The organism is Vibrio neonatus, assembly GCF_024346975.1.
GTDB classification, from domain to species: Bacteria; Pseudomonadota; Gammaproteobacteria; order Enterobacterales; family Vibrionaceae; genus Vibrio; species Vibrio neonatus.
Window position 1 is genome coordinate 64,876 of the sequence record NZ_AP024885.1, and the last position, 16,307, is coordinate 81,182.

Consider the following 16,307-nt stretch of genomic DNA (forward strand, 5'->3'; position numbering starts at 1 on the left):
AAGTCGGAAAATTAAAAGGAACACCTATGTCGAACCCACTTCTCAATATTGTGGATCTGCCACATTTCTCAGAGATAAAGCCTGAGCACATTAAACCTGCGGTTGAAAAGGTTATTGCTGACTGCCGTCAGAAAACAGAGGAAGTATTGAAAGACAACACTCACCCGACTTGGGAAAACGTATGTGTGCCTATCGATGAGGTAGACAACGTTCTTTCACGTTTATGGTCACCAGTAAGTCATTTAAACTCAGTTGCGAACAGTGATGAGCTTCGTGAGGCTTACGAGAGTTGTCTACCGATACTTTCTGAATACGGCACTTGGGTTGGTCAACACAAAGGTTTGTATGAGGCTTATAAAGCGATTAAAGCGGATGCAAGCTTTGAACAATTAAGCCAAGCTCAGAAGAAAACCATCACCAATGCATTGCGTGATTTTGAACTGTCTGGCATTGGTCTTCCTGCTGTTGAGCAAGGTCGCTATGGCGAAATCAGCAAGCGTCTATCAGAGCTAGGCTCTAAATTCTCAAACAATGTACTTGATGCCACTATGGGTTGGAGTAAGCACATTGAAGACGTTGCTGAGCTAGCAGGTATGCCTGAATCAGCACTAGAAGCAGCCCAAGCTGCGGCGCAAGCAAAAGGTCTTGATGGCTACTTGCTAACGTTAGAGGTTCCGTCTTATGTTCCAGTATTAACGTACTGTGATAGCCAAGAACTGCGTAAAGAAATGTACGAAGCATATTGTACTCGTGCCTCAGATCGCGGTCCAAATGCAGGCAAATGGGACAACACTGAAATTATTGCCGAAGAGCTAAAACTGCGTCATGAACTTGCTCGTATGTTAGGCTTCTCTACTTATAGTGAGCGCTCACTAGCGACTAAGATGGCTGAATCTCCAGAGCAAGTTCTTGGCTTCTTAAATGACTTAGCAACTAAAGCGAAACCTCAAGGTGAGCGTGAAGCGGAAGAGTTGCGTCAATTTGCAGAAAAAGAATTTGGCGTGACTAAGTTAAACGTGTGGGATAACGCTTACTACAGCGAAAAACAAAAACAGAAACTGTTTAGTATTTCTGATGAAGATCTACGTCCTTACTTCCCTGAGACCAAAGTAGTTGCTGGTCTGTTTGAAGTGCTAGATCGCGTATTTGGTCTTGTCGTGGAAGAGCGTCAGGGTGTGGATGTTTGGCATGAGTCTGTTCGCTTCTTCGATATCAAAACTAAGCAAGGTGAACTAAGAGGTAGCTTCTACCTTGATCTTTATGCTCGCGAACACAAGCAAGGTGGTGCATGGATGGATGACTGTCGTCCTCGCCGCATTACTGAAGCGGGTGAACTTGAAACGCCAGTGGCTTACCTAACCTGTAACTTCAACAAACCTGTTGGTGATAAACCTGCTCTATTTACTCACAATGAAGTCGTGACTTTATTCCATGAGTTTGGCCATGGTATTCACCATATGCTGACTAAAGTAGATGTTGCTGCGGTTTCTGGCATCAATGGCGTTGCTTGGGATGCCGTTGAACTACCAAGTCAGTTCCTTGAGAACTGGTGTTGGGAAGAAGATGCTCTTGCCTTCATTTCTGGTCACTACGAAACAGGCGAGCCATTACCAAAAGAAATGCTCGAAAAAATGCTAGCGGCGAAGAACTTCCAATCCGCTATCTTTATTTTGCGTCAGCTTGAGCTTGGTTTGTTCGACTTCACTTTGCACACTGATTACGATCCTGAAATTGGAGCTCGCGTATTGGAAACTCTTGCAGAAGTTAAGAGCAAAGTCTCAGTATTCCCAAGTGTAGAATGGAACCGTTTCTCACATGCATTTAGCCATATCTTTGCTGGTGGCTACAGCGCAGGGTACTACAGCTACCTATGGGCTGAAGTGCTGTCTTCAGATGCGTACTCTCGTTTTGAAGAAGAAGGTATTTTCAATACTGAAACGGGTCAAAGCTTCCTAAACAACATCCTTGAGATGGGCGGAAGTGAAGAACCAATGGAGCTATTCAAACGCTTCCGTGGTCGTGAACCAAAAATTGATGCGCTACTGCGCCACGCGGGTATCGACGCTTAATCGCGTAGTATTCTTGTGATTATATAGCCACCTCCATTGAGGTGGCTTTTTTATGGGTTTACGTTTCTGTTGATGGGATTTTGTAAGGAGATAAGGGTTTCGGTAGATTGCACTTCATCGATAGCTTGTAATTTATTAATCAGTACATGCTGTAATTCTTCAATGGATTTACACATGAGTTTGACAAAAATACTGTAAGCGCCAGTGGTGTAATACGCTTCTACTACCTCATCCAAAGCATTCAATTTTTCTAATGCAGAGTGATAATCTTTGGCCGCATTCAGGTTGATACCGATAAAACAGCACACGTCGTAGCCGAGCTTTTTGGTATTGACTATAACCTCTGTCCCTTCAATAACCTCGGCAGCTCTCATCTTTTCGATACGAACATGTATGGTGGCAGGGCTTACATTAAATCGCTTTCCCATTTCCGCGTATGGAGTACGCGCATCTTCCATTAATGTTTTCAAAATGTCTTTATCGAGCTGATCTAGCATCGGGCTATTGTTCATTAACGTTCCTTAAGAGACAGAGATAAGTAGAATGCGGTAAACTAGGGGCATCATTAATGCCAATGACGATGATTGGTATAATCAAGGTCTATAGGCCCCTAAACTTTAGAGAGATGATGTTGCAGATTCAACTTCTAGCGCAGTCCGAAGACAAACAACGACAAATTCAAACCTTAGCTGAGCGTTGGAATTTACAACACGATCCTGATAGTCAGTTTGCACTGCAGTTGGGTGAACGTCTAGAGCTAAAGAAGCTTGATGAAGCAAAGTTGGGTGCTATCTGCGTCGATTTTGTTACTGGAGCAGTAGCGCATCGCCGTAAGTTTGGTGGCGGTAAAGGTCAAGCGATAGCAAAAGCGGCGGGGCTGAATAAAGGGGTAATGCCAACGGTATTAGATGGTACTGCGGGCTTAGGTCGTGATGCGTTTGTGCTGGCGTCTTTAGGTTGTAAAGTGCAGATGATTGAGCGTAATCCAGTTGTTGCGGCATTGCTTGATGATGGTTTAGCTCGAGCTCAGCAAGACCCTGATATTGGCGGGTGGATGAGTGAGCGAATGTCCTTACTGCACGCCTCTAGCTTAGATGCGTTATCGCAATTGGCGCAAGATAATGAATTTCAGCGTCCTGATGTTATCTACCTAGACCCTATGTATCCGCATCCCGAGAACAAGAAAAAGAGCGCTCTGGTTAAAAAAGAGATGCGTGTATTTCAAACATTAGTTGGGGCGGATCAAGATGCGGACGGTTTGCTTGCTCCAGCATTGCAATTGGCGACTAAGCGAGTTGTGGTGAAAAGGCCAGATTATGCGCAGTGGTTAGATGGAGTCAAACCGAGTATGGCCATTGAGACCAAGAAAAATCGTTTTGATGTTTATGTCATTTCGTCAATGAAATAAACAGCAGTAGCATATCCACACTTAGGAATGCTATTGCTGTCATTAAAGGCGATATTTGTGTATATCGCCGTTAGATACTGTTAGTTTTTTAGCGGTACAACCAATAGGTCAACTGGCACTTCATGAATCATATGGCGAGTGTTAGAAAGCAATTTGCCCCAGAAATCTTGGTTGTGTCCACACACCACTAAATCAAATCCTTTATCTTCAATCGCTTCAGAGAGTTCATCGACTAAATCTCCGCGACCAACCAATATACCGTCTATCGGATAATCAATTTTTTCACCCAGTTCTTGCAACTGTTTAGTTGAATTTTGGGTAGAAGCAACTTGGCTATCCATTAAGTTGACTTCAATTAAACCTGTGTAGATCTCGGAGTAGTTGATGTCGATATGGATGAAAGAAAGCTTAGCATCAAGTGCTCTTGCAAGGTTTGCCGCTCGGTTGGCTAAGTACTCACTTTGCTCTCCTAGGTCGAGGGCAACAACAATATGTTTGTAACTCATAATCGGCTCCTTGTTAAAACGATAAATAATGTGTTTGTAACTTTATTTTAGCAGGGAGTAGCACTATTTTTGTCTCAGTGATCTTAAGTTGAGCTTTTAAGCGAACAAAATAAAGAGAATGTTGATTTAGGGCAAAGTCTGGTAACGTATATTCATACCAAATCGGTAGCATATTCGCTTAAACAACACATAAAGCTAATAAGAAGAGGAATGTCTTATGCTGTCACAGCAGATGGTCGAAAATTTAAACGAGCAAATAAACCTAGAATTTTTCTCATCCAATCTATACTTACAAATGAGTGCTTGGTGTGAAGACAAAGGTTTCGATGGTGCAGCAGAATTTATGCGCAAACATGCCGTTGAAGAAATGGAACATATGCAGCGTTTATTTACCTATGTAAGTGAAACGGGTGCACTACCTATTCTTGGGGCTATTGAGGCGCCAAAACACGAATTTGCGAGCTTAGGAGAAGTTTTCCGCGAAACTTATGAGCATGAGTGCATGATCACTGAAAGGATCAACAAACTTGCTCATGTGGCCTTCACAAGCCAAGACTACTCAACGTTCAATTTCTTACAGTGGTATGTGGCAGAGCAACACGAAGAAGAGAAATTGTTTAAAGGGATTTTAGACAAGCTAGAGTTGGTTGGTGAGAACGGTCAGGCGTTGTTCTTTATCGACAAAGACCTAGCAACAATGGCTAAAGAAGGTTCATCCTCTATCATGGATGCGGCAGCTGAGTAATTTGTTGTTACTCACTTAAAACAACCGGTTCTCATTGGTTGTCTTGTCGTCTCCCAGAGGAAATAGGGAGGAATAAAGATGATCAGTGGGGATTTGATTATTTTTGCGCTTATGAGCGTCACTGCAGTTAATTTCATGCGCTACATTAGTACTTTAAGAGCTCTTATTTTTGTTATGCGTGAAGCACACCCGTTACTTTATCAGCAGGTAGATGGACGTGGGTTTTTTACTACTCAAGGTAATGTAGTGAAGCAGTTTAGGCTGTTTAACTACTTAAAAAGTAAAGAATACTCTCAGCACCATGATCCTGTGTTTGTCGGAAAATGCGATAAGGTGCGAGAACTCTTTATATTAAGTTGTGCTTTGCTTGGGGTGACATTATTGGCAGCTTTTAGTGTGTAATCGCCATATTGAGCATTGTTCAAACAAGGTTTCCAATCACTAATAACGTAAATCTTGTTTGAAAGTCTGCCTTGCATCTGGGTAGAATGTGCCAATTAAGAAGGGTATGCGATCGTTCGCATGCCCTTTTGTTGTTCTAACAGCCCGAGATATAAAAAATGAGTGAACACTTTGATGTCGTGATTATTGGTGCCGGTGCCGCAGGTTTAATGTGTGCAGCAGAAGCCGGAAAACGGAATAAACGCGTGCTGGTGGTCGATCATGCCAAGAAACCGGGCCGTAAAATCCTTATCTCTGGTGGCGGACGTTGTAATTTCAGTAACTACGATGTCTCTGCGGCTAACTTCATTTGTAGCAACCCTCACTTCGTAAAATCGGCATTGTCGCAATACACCAATTGGGATTTTATCTCTATGGTAAGCAAGCACGGTATTGAGTTTGAAGAGCGTGATCATGGACAACTGTTCTGTGTGGATACTGCTAAAGATATCGTCAAAATGTTATTAGCAGAATGTCCTTCTGCATGGGTTCAATTCCGCTACCAAGTGGCAGTGACAGAGATTGAAAAAGCAGAACAAGGCTTTACCCTTTTGGCTAATGGTGAGCCAATCCGCTGCGACTCTTTAGTAGTGGCAACGGGCGGCTTATCTATGCCTAAACTCGGAGCCACCCCATTTGGCTACCAAATTGCTGAGCAGTTTGGCCTAGATGTAATACCGACCACCGCAGGCTTAGTGCCATTTACCTTGCACAAACAAGACAAGCTGGATTTTAGTGAGCTCTCTGGCATTGCTATCCCTGCAGAAATCACCGCCGAAAATGGCACCGTTTTCAAAGAAGCACTGCTGTTTACTCATCGTGGTCTCTCAGGCCCAGCAGTCCTGCAAATCTCCTCTTATTGGCGCGCAGGACAAAAAGTGACCGTCAACCTTGTGCCAGAAGCTGACATCGCAGAGTTGCTGGCTCAAAGCCGAGAAAGCCATCCCAACCAATCGCTGAAAAATGTTTTAGCCAAAGTGCTGCCTAAACGCCTGATTGAAGTATTGATGGAGCGTAAGCTATTTACCGATAAGCCACTAAAACAGCTAAACCACAAAGAATACGATCAAATCATTGAAGCCCTAGAAGGCTGGCAAATAGTACCCAATGGCACTGAAGGTTATCGAACCGCGGAAGTCACTTTAGGTGGCGTCAATACCGATCATCTGTCCTCTAAAACTATGGAGTGTAAAACCATTCCTGGTTTGTACTTTATCGGTGAAGTGATGGATGTAACGGGCTGGTTAGGAGGGTTCAATTTTTGTTGGTGCTGGAGCTCAGGTTATGTGGCTGGACAGCATGTGTAATCATTTTTAACGTCAATGCAATGAATTAACCCGCAGTTATATATAGCAACTTAGTGGGTTAATTCTTGATAACGTTTTTCTGCGCGTTGCATTCTCATCTTTCTTTGCTCAACGTGCATTTTTAATTCGTTAAGTGCAAGATTATTGGCTTGTTGTTGGGCTGGGTTTTGGCGGTTCATGTCGGCAATTTTGTGCATGAATTCAGTGTGCAATCTTTGATAGCTGATTTGGGCGAGTCGATACTCTTCTGCCCAGTAATGAGTTTCTTCGAGGTATTGAGTGATTTCTTCTGCAGCTTTGTTGCTGGTATTTTGTGTTTTCTTTTTTAGGACACGTATAGCACCTAAACTTACACTTGAAACAGCCAATACTGAGTACATCAAAACCATCATCGCGAAATACCTCAAACTACAACTTTGCGCGGGTGGGCATTCTGCCATTGATTAAACTTTAATCAAGTGAGTTGTCGAGTAATGTTATTTCCCATTTTTATGCGCGTTGAGCATAAAGATATGCAATGAATTTGGATTTATATTGAATTCGTATGAGGCTCAGCAGCTAATGTTCATTTTAACTTGTTATATTTAGTGTACTTTTAGTTTATTAACAATTGTTTCTGCGGCGTTGTAATTAGAGAGGAATGTTCGTACCCTGCTCAGTTACGCTGTTTGTACGATAAAAATGGATTGCACTAGGGAAGGAATCTGCGCAATTTGCGACAACCCTAAAGTGAGAAATATGCCTAAATTAAATCTACACCGACCTGATCACACTTCATCACTCAGTTCAGATCTCGACTCCTCACTGCGTAATGAGGCTCTACAACCTCACTTTGAGCCTCCAACGACAAAACTGACCAAGAGTCCTTATTTAACAGAAAAAAATGTTCAGCGACGTTGGGCGACTCTTGATAATGCTGATGCACAGCAACACCTGTTGGATGAACATACCCAGCAGCACATGTTGACGTATGCGAAGAATATTGAGCACTTTATCGGTACGGTAAAAATGCCAGTGGGTATGGCAGGTCCTTTGCGTGTGAATGGGCTATTTGCCAAACAAGATTTTCTAGTGCCTTTAGCAACCACTGAAGCAGCATTAGTGGCATCATACAACCGAGGCTCACAACTACTAACCGCCGCTGGTGGCGTCAGTGCGATGCTGCTTAATGAAGGCGTTACTCGTACACCGGCTTTTGCTTTCTTTGATCTTAGCCAAGCAGGGCAATTTGTGGCTTGGGTTGTGACTCAGTATGCTACCTTCAAATCTATTGCTGAGCAGACAACCTCTCACGGTAAATTGACCGACATTAGCGTCAGCATTGAAGGCAACCATGTGTACTTGGTGTTTGAATTCCTAACGGGTGATGCATCGGGGCAGAACATGGTGACTATCGCCACCAATGCGGTGCTTGAGTATATTTTACAGCACACGCCGGTTGAACCAGAGCATGCATTCCTTGACGGTAACCTTTCTGGTGACAAAAAAGCCAATGCGCAAACCTTGCGTAGTGTGCGAGGCAAAAAAGTGACTGCGGAAGCGCATATTCCAGCCGCTCTTATTGAAAAATACCTGCATACGACGCCTGAAAAAATGATGCAATTTGCCCAAATTACCACTGTGGGTGGTGCGCTCAGTGGTACGATTGGTATCAATGCTCATTATGCGAATGCATTGGCGGCTCTATACATTGCTTGTGGTCAAGATGCCGCATGTGTGGCTGAATCTGCGGTGGGTATGACAAGACTCGAAGTGGATAAAAATGGCGATCTGTATGCCAGTGTTACCTTACCTAACTTGATGGTGGGTACGGTCGGTGGTGGTACAGGCCTACCAAGTCAGAAAGCCTGTTTAGATTTAATGGGGTTACATGGCAATGGTAAGTCGCAAGCATTGGCTGAGGTAGCTGCTGCTCTTTGTTTAGCCGGTGAGCTGTCTATTGTGGGTGCTTTTTGTGCCGGGCACTTTTCGCGTGCCCATCATAAATTAGCGCGTAAATAATCGATAAAAGATTAAGTCTGCCGTTGTTTAGACGGACGTTTTGCTCGTTTTAGTTGCTGGATAATCAGTCCAGCAACGATTAACACTAAGCCAAATAAGGTCGAAGGATGGATTTCCTCGCCTAAAATATTGGCCAGTAACAACAATGAGATAAATGGCGAGATAAAAATTAGGTTACTAATTTTTGCGGTGTTTTGAGTCGCTTTGAGTGCGCCCAACCACAACACAAAAGTGATGCCCATTTCAAATAGACCCACATAAGTGACGGCTAACCATCCTTTGCTGCTCATTTGCCAAGCTACACCCTCCCAAATTGATAAAGCGATAGCCAGCGGTATTGCCACTAAAAACCCAAGCAATACTGCCACTACTGGGTCGGCTTTGTTTTTAGCGTTTAAAATCCAATATCCAGCCCACAACAAAGTGGATAACAGCGCTAATGCAACACCGGTAGGACTGGAAAACTGCATCCCTAAAATATCCCCTTGGGTGGCAATAACCACCACTCCAAAGTAACCAAACAGACAAGCTAGCCAATCTTGAGGGCGTATTTTTTGCCCTAAAAAGAGGGCGGCCATTAATGTCAGTGTAATAGCCCAACTGTAGTTTATGGGCTGGGCTTGTGAGGCAGGTAAAAGGTCATAGGCTTTAAATAAAATAAGATAATAAGCCAGAGGGTTAATCAGCCCGAGCATCAGATAATAAAAAGGATTCGCCACAAAAGTGCGGCCAATAAGGTGGGTTTTGTTTTGTAGTCTGCACACGATTAGCAGTGTGATGACCGAAACAATGCTGGCACAAGTTAGCATTTGAATTGGCGTGAATTCGGCTAACGTCAGCTTAAATGCGGTTGCGACCGTTGACCAAAGTAATACGGCGCTGAGTCCTAAAATAAGAGCTTTACGTTCGTTCATTGATGGCTTTAAAGCTCCGGCAAGTTAAGGGAATCAAACTGAGCTTAGTCTATAGATTTTGTGGTTATGCGCCAATATTCAATTAAGGATGCTGGATAGGCAAAGTGATGAGACGAGTTGCGGGTGATGTATTTATTCACAGTTATGCAACTTCAATAAAATTGAGCGTATTTCAACAAAGACAAGTGTTGATGTATAAAGTAGACTTGTTGGTTCGTTTGCATCAATATTTGCCAACGTGGTAGGGAGGTGTGCTTGAAGTTTATGGCTTTTTGTCATATCTCGCTGGAATATGAATTCAGAGATAGAACATAGATATGAGCGTTAAAGAACCCCTAGAACAAACCTCACAAGACACTACTCATTTTGGTTTTAAGACCGTTGCTAAAAATGAAAAGGTAACTAAAGTGGCCGAGGTTTTTCATTCGGTTGCCAGTAAATACGACCTGATGAACGATTTGATGTCTGGTGGTATTCATCGCTTATGGAAACGTTTCACTATTGATTGTAGTGGTGCACGTTCAGGGCAGAAGATACTTGATCTCGGTGGTGGCACCGGAGATCTCACCGCTAAGTTTTCACGTATAGTAGGTGATACGGGGCATGTTGTTCTTGCTGATATCAACAACTCAATGCTGAATGTCGGTCGTGACAAATTAAGAAATACTGGCGTGGTAGGTAATGTTCATTACGTGCAAGCCAATGCTGAGGAATTGCCTTTCCCAGATGATTACTTTGACTGCATTACCATTAGCTTCTGTCTACGTAATGTAACAGACAAAGATAAAGCTTTGCGCTCTATGTACCGAGTGCTTAAGCCGGGTGGTCGTTTATTGGTACTTGAGTTTTCTAAACCAATCTTCTCGCCACTTTCTAAGATTTACGATGCCTATTCGTTTCATATCCTACCGAAAGTAGGGGGCATCATCGCCAACGATAAAGAAAGCTATCGTTACCTTGCTGAATCGATCCGTATGCATCCAGACCAAGATACATTAGAAGGTATGATGCAAAACGCAGGATTTGAGCAAACCACCTATTACAACCTAACCGGTGGCATTGTTGCTTTGCACCGTGGTTACAAATTTTAGTGGAACACTTTAATGCCCATTGATTCTTTAGTAACAGCAGCTGTTGAGTTTTCTTTTAATTCGCTGATAAAACAGCAACCTGAAAGTCAAAAACAATTAGCTCGTATGAAAGGCTCGACCATTCGCTTGAATTTAAAAGAGCTGAATAAAAGCCTGATTTTTGTCTGTAGCCAACAAATCGATGTGTTGGCAGCGTTTGAGGGGACTCCGGATTGCGAGTTGACCTTAAGCCTAACTGCGCTTCGTGATTTACAGCAACAGGCCAACATTAACGAGCTCTTTAAACAAGACAAACTGTCTGTTGCTGGAGATATGCAGGTAGGGCAGCAATTTGCTACTTTGATGCAGTTGAGTAAGCCTGATATTGCCGAGATCTTATCTAAGGTGGTGGGTGATGTGGCAGCTCATACGCTGGTTTCAGGCGCAAAAAGTGGACTGTCATTTCTGCAAAGCGGTGCGCAAAAGCACACTACTCACCTAAAGCACGTTATTACTGAAGAGTGGCAATTAGCCCCTTCACCGCTGGCGGTCGCCAACTTCTGCGATCAAGTGGATGATGTGCAAGCAAAGTTAGCTTCTCTTGAGCAACGCCTATCGCGTTTAACGGAGAGCCAATGACCCCTTCAGAGCTAAAGCGTTTATACCAGATTACTCGCGTTAAACTTGAATATGGGCTCGATGAGCTGATACCTGAGCATGATCTGGCTAAGTTTCCACGCTTAGCTCGCAAGGCACTGTTTTGGATAAAGAACAAACATCCAGATAAAGAGTTAGGTCATCGCATGCGTTTGGCATTGCAAGAGCTAGGTCCTGTTTGGATTAAGTTTGGGCAAATGATGTCTACCCGTCGCGATCTATTTCCTCCGCATATCGCCGACCAACTGGCATTGCTGCAAGATCGCGTAGGCCCGTTTGAAGGACACCTAGCAAAGAAGCACATTGAGCTTGCTTTAGGTGGGCCAGTAGAGCAATGGTTTGATGATTTTAATATCGAGTGCTTAGCATCGGCTTCGATTGCGCAAGTGCATACCGCTAAGTTAAAAGATTCTGGTCGAGAAATTGTTCTAAAAATTATTCGTCCTGATATCCGCCCTGTTATTGATGCCGACATTAAGCTGATGTATCGCATGGCGAAGTTATTGGCAAAAGCGGTTCCTGAAGCGCGCAGGCTAAAACCTGTCGAGGTGGTTGCCGAGTATGAAAAAACCTTAATTGATGAGCTAGATCTGCGCCGAGAAGCCGCCAATGCAATGCAGCTGCGTCGCAATTTTGAAAATAGCGAAGAGCTGTATGTTCCTGAGATCATTCCAGATCTGAGCAGTAAAAACTTAATGGTGTCTGAACGTATCTACGGCATCCAAGTGTCAGATATTGAAGGGCTAAAAAACAACGGCACCAATATGAAGTTGCTCGCCGAGCGTGGCGTGACCGTATTTTTCACTCAAGTTTTCCGCGACAGCTTTTTTCATGCTGATATGCACCCTGGTAATGTTTTTGTGCAATATTCCCATCCAGAGAATCCACAATGGATTGGTTTAGATTGCGGTATTGTTGGCACACTTAACGCCGATGATAAGCGTTACTTGGCCGAAAACCTGCTGGCATTCTTTAATCGGGATTATCAAAAAGTAGCCCAATTGCATGTCGATTCTGGTTGGGTACCTGCCAATACTAATGTCCAAGAATTTGAGTTTGCGATTCGCATGGTGTGTGAGCCGATTTTTGCTAAACCGCTGTGTGAAATATCGTTTGGTCATGTGTTGCTTAATCTATTTAACACAGCCCGTCGCTATAATATGGAAGTTCAACCACAATTAGTGTTACTACAAAAGACCTTATTGTATGTTGAAGGTTTGGGACGACAGCTTTATCCGCAACTTGATTTGTGGGCGACAGCGAAGCCATTTTTGGAAAAATGGATGGGTCAGCAAGTGGGGCCACAAGCTGTGGTGAATTCCATTAAAGAACGCGCGCCATTTTGGGCAGAAAAGTTACCCGAATTGCCTGAGCTACTTTATGACAACTTAAAGAATAGCAAGCATTTATCTCAAAAAGTCGAGAATTTATATGAGGGATATCGACAAACGAAGAGACAACATGCTACAGGCCAATTTATGTTTGGAATAGGGGCTACATTTATCGTATGCTCGTCCATACTTTACGTTAATGATAACCCTTTGATTTCTTCAGGGGTTGGTGGTTTAGGATTGCTAGCTTGGATGTTAAGTTGGTTTACCTACCGTAAATAATTATTTATATAAAAATAGATACAAGGGTTATTACACATGGGTGGAATTAGTATTTGGCAACTTTTAATCATTGCAGTGATCGTAGTTCTATTATTTGGAACTAAGAAATTGCGTGGTATTGGTGGCGATCTTGGCTCGGCAGTGAAAGGCTTTAAAAAAGCGATGTCTGAGGAAGAAGCTGTCACTAAAGAAGCTAAAGAGTCAAATGATGCAGACTTTGAGAAGAAAAACATTTCTGAGCAAAAAACTGCAGAACAGAGCACTGAGAAGCAAAAAGACAAAGAGCAGGTTTAATCTGTGTTCGATATTGGTTTTTGGGAGCTGATACTCATCTCCGTTTTGGGGTTGATTGTCTTGGGGCCTGAGCGCCTCCCTGTTGCTATTCGTAGCGTGGCTCGCTTTGTTAATTCAGCAAAATCTATGGCAAATAATGTCAAAGATGAGTTGGATCATGAGCTCAAAATTCATGAACTTCAGGAAAACCTGAAAAAAGCAGAGCAGTTGGGGATGAAAGATATGTCTCCAGAACTGCGTCAATCTGTAGAAGAGCTAAAAGAAGCTGCACAAAGTGTTCAGCAACCCTACAAGTCTTCAACAAGCACCAAAGAGTCGTCTTCTCCTAAGTCGCAAGATTAATCAATAGGGGCACTGCTGCCCCTTTTGTTATTTATAGAGGTTTCTATGTCTTCGGTTGATTCCAACCAACCATTGATGAGCCATCTGATTGAGTTACGCACTCGTTTATTGCGTGCAATTAGCGCAGTGATGGTGGTGTTTCTATGCCTGATTTATTTTTCAGGTCATATCTATGAGTTCGTATCGGCTCCTTTAATTGATCGTTTACCCGAAGGGGCAACGATGATTGCAACGGATGTCGCGTCACCGTTTTTTACGCCACTTAAACTGACTTTAATCGCTTCAGTATTTCTCGCCGTTCCGTTTATCTTGTATCAAGTGTGGGCCTTTGTTGCGCCAGGGTTGTATAAGCATGAGAAACGCTTGGTGATGCCACTGCTGTTCTCTAGTTCGCTATTGTTTTACTGCGGTGTTGCGTTTGCCTACTTTGTGGTATTCCCGCTGGTGTTTGGCTTTTTTACTGCCATATCGCTAGGTGGGGTTGAGTTTGCGACGGATATCTCCAGTTATCTCGATTTTGTTTTAGCGTTATTTTTAGCGTTCGGCATCGCATTTGAAGTACCGGTTGCCATCATCTTGCTGTGTTGGACGGGAGCAACAGACGTGCAAACATTAAAAGCCAAGCGACCTTTTGTGGTTGTGGCCGCTTTTGTGATTGGCATGATGCTAACTCCGCCTGATATTATTTCTCAGACTCTGTTGGCTGTGCCAATGCTGCTGTTATTTGAGGTGGGCTTGTTCTTTGCGCGCTTCTATACTCGAAAAGATGAGGACGAAGAGTAATACCAATCGTACTAAATAACTGGTCATTCTAGCTCGTTAAAATGCTCGATAACGGCGTTAGAATTTTTGATTGTAGAATAACTACTTATCGAAAAATTCTGCCTTGTTCTCGAGCATTTTTCCTGCGCTAGTTCTGATCACTTACTTAGTGTGATTGGTATAAGCAAAATAGATACTGCTTTCTCTATCGCTTAATCAATGACAAAAAATCCCCGTTGGGGATTTTTTTTATAGGTTGAATAACTGCACTGCGTTTTGAGTGGTGAGTGCATCTACCTCAGTCAAGCTCAGCTCTCTCAGGTCGGCAACTCGCTGTGCGACTAACTGAGTGTAGGCGGGTTCATTGCGCTTACCTCGGTGAGGAACAGGAGCAAGATAAGGGCAGTCGGTTTCTAGTATCAGGTATTGTAAGTCCAAGTGCGGAATGACTTTATCCATACCGCCATTTTTAAAGGTCGATACGCCGCCAAGCCCTAAATGAAAGCCAAGATCATTGATGGCTTTCGCTTCTTCAACGCTGCCACCAAAGCAATGGAATACGCCACGCAAAGAACCGTCTTGTTCCTTCTTCAGTAGGCTAAGTGTTTCCTCGATAGAATCTCTGGTATGGATGACGACCGGAAGGTTGCGTTCTTTAGCCCAGTTTAGTTGGGTGGAGAACGCATATTCTTGTTCTTTACGAAATGTTTTGTCCCAGTAGAGATCAATGCCAATTTCACCAACCGCGATGAAGTTGTGTTTATCAAACCAACTTTCTATTTCAGTTAAGGTTTGCTTGATGTCTTGGTTTACATAACATGGGTGTAATCCCATCATCGAACGGCAAATATCAGGATAAGCCGCTTCGGTCGCTAGCATAGGCTGAATAGATTCTAGGTCGATATTGGGCAGTAATATTTGATTAATTCCGGCTTGCAGAGCGCGCTCTACCACTTGGTCTCGATCTTGGTCAAATTCACTGGCATAAATATGGGCGTGGGTGTCGATCATGGATAAACATCATTTGTTGGCTATTTGTGCTCCAGTATATGTGCATTCGTTCTATTTTTCATGTTCTGTGCGTTCCTAGTGGAATGGTTAATGTTATGATTTAGCACAGTTGTTTCATACAAGGATCGAACCATGTCCGCACTTATTCAGAGCCCATTTCCTGCGCGTAGAATGCGCCGCATGCGTAAACATGACTTTAGCCGTCGTCTGATGGCAGAAAACAAAATTACCGTTGATGATTTGATTTACCCAATGTTTATATTGATGGGTAAAGATCGTCGTGAGTCAGTTGAATCTATGCCGGGCGTTGAGCGTCTTTCTATCGATCTCATGTTGGAAGAGGCAGAAAAACTAGCAAACTTAGGGGTTCCTGCCATCGCGTTATTCCCTGTAGTAAACCAAGATGCAAAAAGCCTGTGTGCTATTGAGGCTTATAACTCAGAAGGTTTAGTGCAGCGCGCGGTGCGTTTGCTTAAAGAGCATGTACCGCAAATTGGTGTTATTACCGATGTCGCCCTTGATCCTTATACCACACACGGACAAGACGGCATCATTGATGATGAAGGCTATGTGCAAAATGACGAAACTACAGCAGTCTTGATTAAGCAGGCACTCTCGCATGCTGAGGCAGGCGCGGATGTTATCGCTCCTTCAGATATGATGGATGGCCGCATTGGTAAGATTCGTGAAGCATTAGAAAAAGCCGGACACATTCATACTCAGATCATGGCTTACTCTGCTAAATATGCGTCTAACTACTACGGCCCATTTAGAGATGCGGTCGGCTCTGCGAGCAACTTGAAAGGCGCAGACAAAAAGAACTACCAAATGGACCCGGCAAACAGTGATGAAGCGTTACATGAAGTGGCGCTGGATATTGCTGAAGGTGCTGATATGGTCATGGTGAAACCTGGCATGCCGTATCTAGATGTGGTTCGCCGAGTGAAGACAGAGTTGCAAGTTCCGACGTTTGCTTACCAAGTGTCTGGTGAATATGCGATGCACAAAGCGGCCATTCAAAATGGTTGGTTAAAGGAAAGAGAAACAGTTTTAGAATCCTTGCTATGCTTTAAGCGTGCTGGCGCAGATGGTATTTTAACTTACTTCGCCAAAGACGTGGCGCAGTGGTTGTCTGAAGACAAATAACCCTATTGCGACATGATGACT

Annotated in this window: 18 protein-coding genes; 13 read left to right on the plus strand and 5 right to left on the minus strand. The window is 43.5% G+C overall.

The genetic code is table 11. From position 1 onward, the window contains the following. The first annotated feature begins 26 nt into the window (after nt 1–26). Nucleotides 27–2,069: an oligopeptidase A gene (gene prlC / locus OCU38_RS00320; protein WP_261823351.1), complete on the plus strand. Its 2,043-nt coding sequence runs from the start codon at nt 27–29 to the stop codon at nt 2,067–2,069. 50 nt (nt 2,070–2,119) lie between these two features. On the opposite strand, the gene asnC is transcribed toward prlC, so the two are convergent. Further along, nucleotides 2,120–2,581, minus strand: a complete 462-nt coding sequence (asnC, locus tag OCU38_RS00325) for a transcriptional regulator AsnC (protein ID WP_261823352.1) — start codon at nt 2,579–2,581, stop codon at nt 2,120–2,122. 113 nt (nt 2,582–2,694) lie between these two features. On the opposite strand from asnC, the gene OCU38_RS00330 reads away from it, so the two are divergent. Further along, on the plus strand, nt 2,695–3,477 hold the full coding sequence (locus tag OCU38_RS00330; RefSeq protein ID WP_390625227.1) for a class I SAM-dependent methyltransferase: 783 nt from the start codon (nt 2,695–2,697) through the stop codon (nt 3,475–3,477). Between the two features lie 80 nt (nt 3,478–3,557). Here OCU38_RS00330 and OCU38_RS00335 read toward each other — a convergent pair whose 3' ends face one another. Next, nucleotides 3,558–3,983, minus strand: a complete 426-nt coding sequence (locus tag OCU38_RS00335; RefSeq protein ID WP_261823353.1) for a universal stress protein — start codon at nt 3,981–3,983, stop codon at nt 3,558–3,560. A gap of 217 nt (nt 3,984–4,200) precedes the next feature. On the opposite strand from OCU38_RS00335, the gene ftnA reads away from it, so the two are divergent. The 3 genes from ftnA to OCU38_RS00350 all read left to right on the plus strand — a co-directional run bounded on the left by ftnA (nt 4,201) and on the right by OCU38_RS00350 (nt 6,476). Continuing rightward, nucleotides 4,201–4,728 carry a non-heme ferritin gene (ftnA, locus tag OCU38_RS00340; protein ID WP_261823354.1) on the plus strand — a complete coding sequence of 176 codons (528 nt, stop codon included), beginning with the start codon at nt 4,201–4,203 and terminating at the stop codon, nt 4,726–4,728. A 78-nt stretch (nt 4,729–4,806) separates the two neighbouring features. Next, nucleotides 4,807–5,130 (plus strand): universal stress protein UspB, encoded by a 324-nt coding sequence (gene uspB, locus OCU38_RS00345; RefSeq protein WP_261823355.1) that lies wholly within the window; start codon nt 4,807–4,809, stop codon nt 5,128–5,130. 158 nt (nt 5,131–5,288) lie between these two features. Further along, nucleotides 5,289–6,476: a BaiN/RdsA family NAD(P)/FAD-dependent oxidoreductase gene (locus OCU38_RS00350; RefSeq protein ID WP_261823356.1), complete on the plus strand. Its 1,188-nt coding sequence runs from the start codon at nt 5,289–5,291 to the stop codon at nt 6,474–6,476. A gap of 50 nt (nt 6,477–6,526) precedes the next feature. Here OCU38_RS00350 and OCU38_RS00355 read toward each other — a convergent pair whose 3' ends face one another. Then, nucleotides 6,527–6,868 (minus strand): hypothetical protein, encoded by a 342-nt coding sequence (locus OCU38_RS00355; protein ID WP_261823357.1) that lies wholly within the window; start codon nt 6,866–6,868, stop codon nt 6,527–6,529. Between the two features lie 346 nt (nt 6,869–7,214). On the opposite strand from OCU38_RS00355, the gene OCU38_RS00360 reads away from it, so the two are divergent. Continuing rightward, entirely contained in the window at nt 7,215–8,477 is a 1,263-nt protein-coding gene (locus tag OCU38_RS00360) for a hydroxymethylglutaryl-CoA reductase (protein WP_261823358.1), read from the plus strand. A gap of 11 nt (nt 8,478–8,488) precedes the next feature. Here the strand turns inward: OCU38_RS00360 and OCU38_RS00365 are convergent, their stop codons facing one another. After that, nucleotides 8,489–9,391, minus strand: a complete 903-nt coding sequence (locus OCU38_RS00365) for a DMT family transporter (protein WP_261823359.1) — start codon at nt 9,389–9,391, stop codon at nt 8,489–8,491. A gap of 317 nt (nt 9,392–9,708) precedes the next feature. On the opposite strand from OCU38_RS00365, the gene ubiE reads away from it, so the two are divergent. From ubiE to tatC, 6 genes are read left to right on the plus strand one after another with little or no spacing between them, the layout of a single operon-like run. Next, the gene (gene ubiE, locus OCU38_RS00370) at nt 9,709–10,482 is read left to right on the plus strand and encodes a bifunctional demethylmenaquinone methyltransferase/2-methoxy-6-polyprenyl-1,4-benzoquinol methylase UbiE (protein ID WP_261823360.1); all 774 of its coding nucleotides are present in this window, start codon (nt 9,709–9,711) and stop codon (nt 10,480–10,482) included. Between the two features lie 12 nt (nt 10,483–10,494). Further along, on the plus strand, nt 10,495–11,100 hold the full coding sequence (locus OCU38_RS00375; protein WP_261823361.1) for a ubiquinone biosynthesis accessory factor UbiJ: 606 nt from the start codon (nt 10,495–10,497) through the stop codon (nt 11,098–11,100). Beyond that, nucleotides 11,097–12,731 (plus strand): ubiquinone biosynthesis regulatory protein kinase UbiB, encoded by a 1,635-nt coding sequence (ubiB, locus tag OCU38_RS00380; protein WP_261823362.1) that lies wholly within the window; start codon nt 11,097–11,099, stop codon nt 12,729–12,731. Before OCU38_RS00375 ends, ubiB begins: the two co-directional genes overlap by 4 nt. A 36-nt stretch (nt 12,732–12,767) precedes the next feature. Continuing rightward, on the plus strand, nt 12,768–13,025 hold the full coding sequence (gene tatA, locus OCU38_RS00385) for a Sec-independent protein translocase subunit TatA (RefSeq protein WP_152822097.1): 258 nt from the start codon (nt 12,768–12,770) through the stop codon (nt 13,023–13,025). Between the two features lie 3 nt (nt 13,026–13,028). Next, a complete protein-coding gene (gene tatB / locus OCU38_RS00390; protein ID WP_261823363.1) occupies nt 13,029–13,367 on the plus strand; it encodes a Sec-independent protein translocase protein TatB in 339 nt (112 codons plus the stop codon). A gap of 45 nt (nt 13,368–13,412) precedes the next feature. Next, nucleotides 13,413–14,150: a twin-arginine translocase subunit TatC gene (gene tatC, locus OCU38_RS00395; RefSeq protein WP_152822099.1), complete on the plus strand. Its 738-nt coding sequence runs from the start codon at nt 13,413–13,415 to the stop codon at nt 14,148–14,150. A 228-nt stretch (nt 14,151–14,378) separates the two neighbouring features. On the opposite strand, the gene OCU38_RS00400 is transcribed toward tatC, so the two are convergent. Further along, nucleotides 14,379–15,140 (minus strand): TatD family hydrolase, encoded by a 762-nt coding sequence (locus OCU38_RS00400; protein WP_261823364.1) that lies wholly within the window; start codon nt 15,138–15,140, stop codon nt 14,379–14,381. 132 nt (nt 15,141–15,272) lie between these two features. Between OCU38_RS00400 and hemB the strand changes: the two genes are divergently transcribed. After that, nucleotides 15,273–16,286, plus strand: coding sequence for a porphobilinogen synthase (gene hemB, locus OCU38_RS00405; RefSeq protein WP_152822104.1), 1,014 nt, complete (start codon nt 15,273–15,275; stop codon nt 16,284–16,286). The last annotated feature ends 21 nt before the right edge of the window (nt 16,287–16,307 follow it).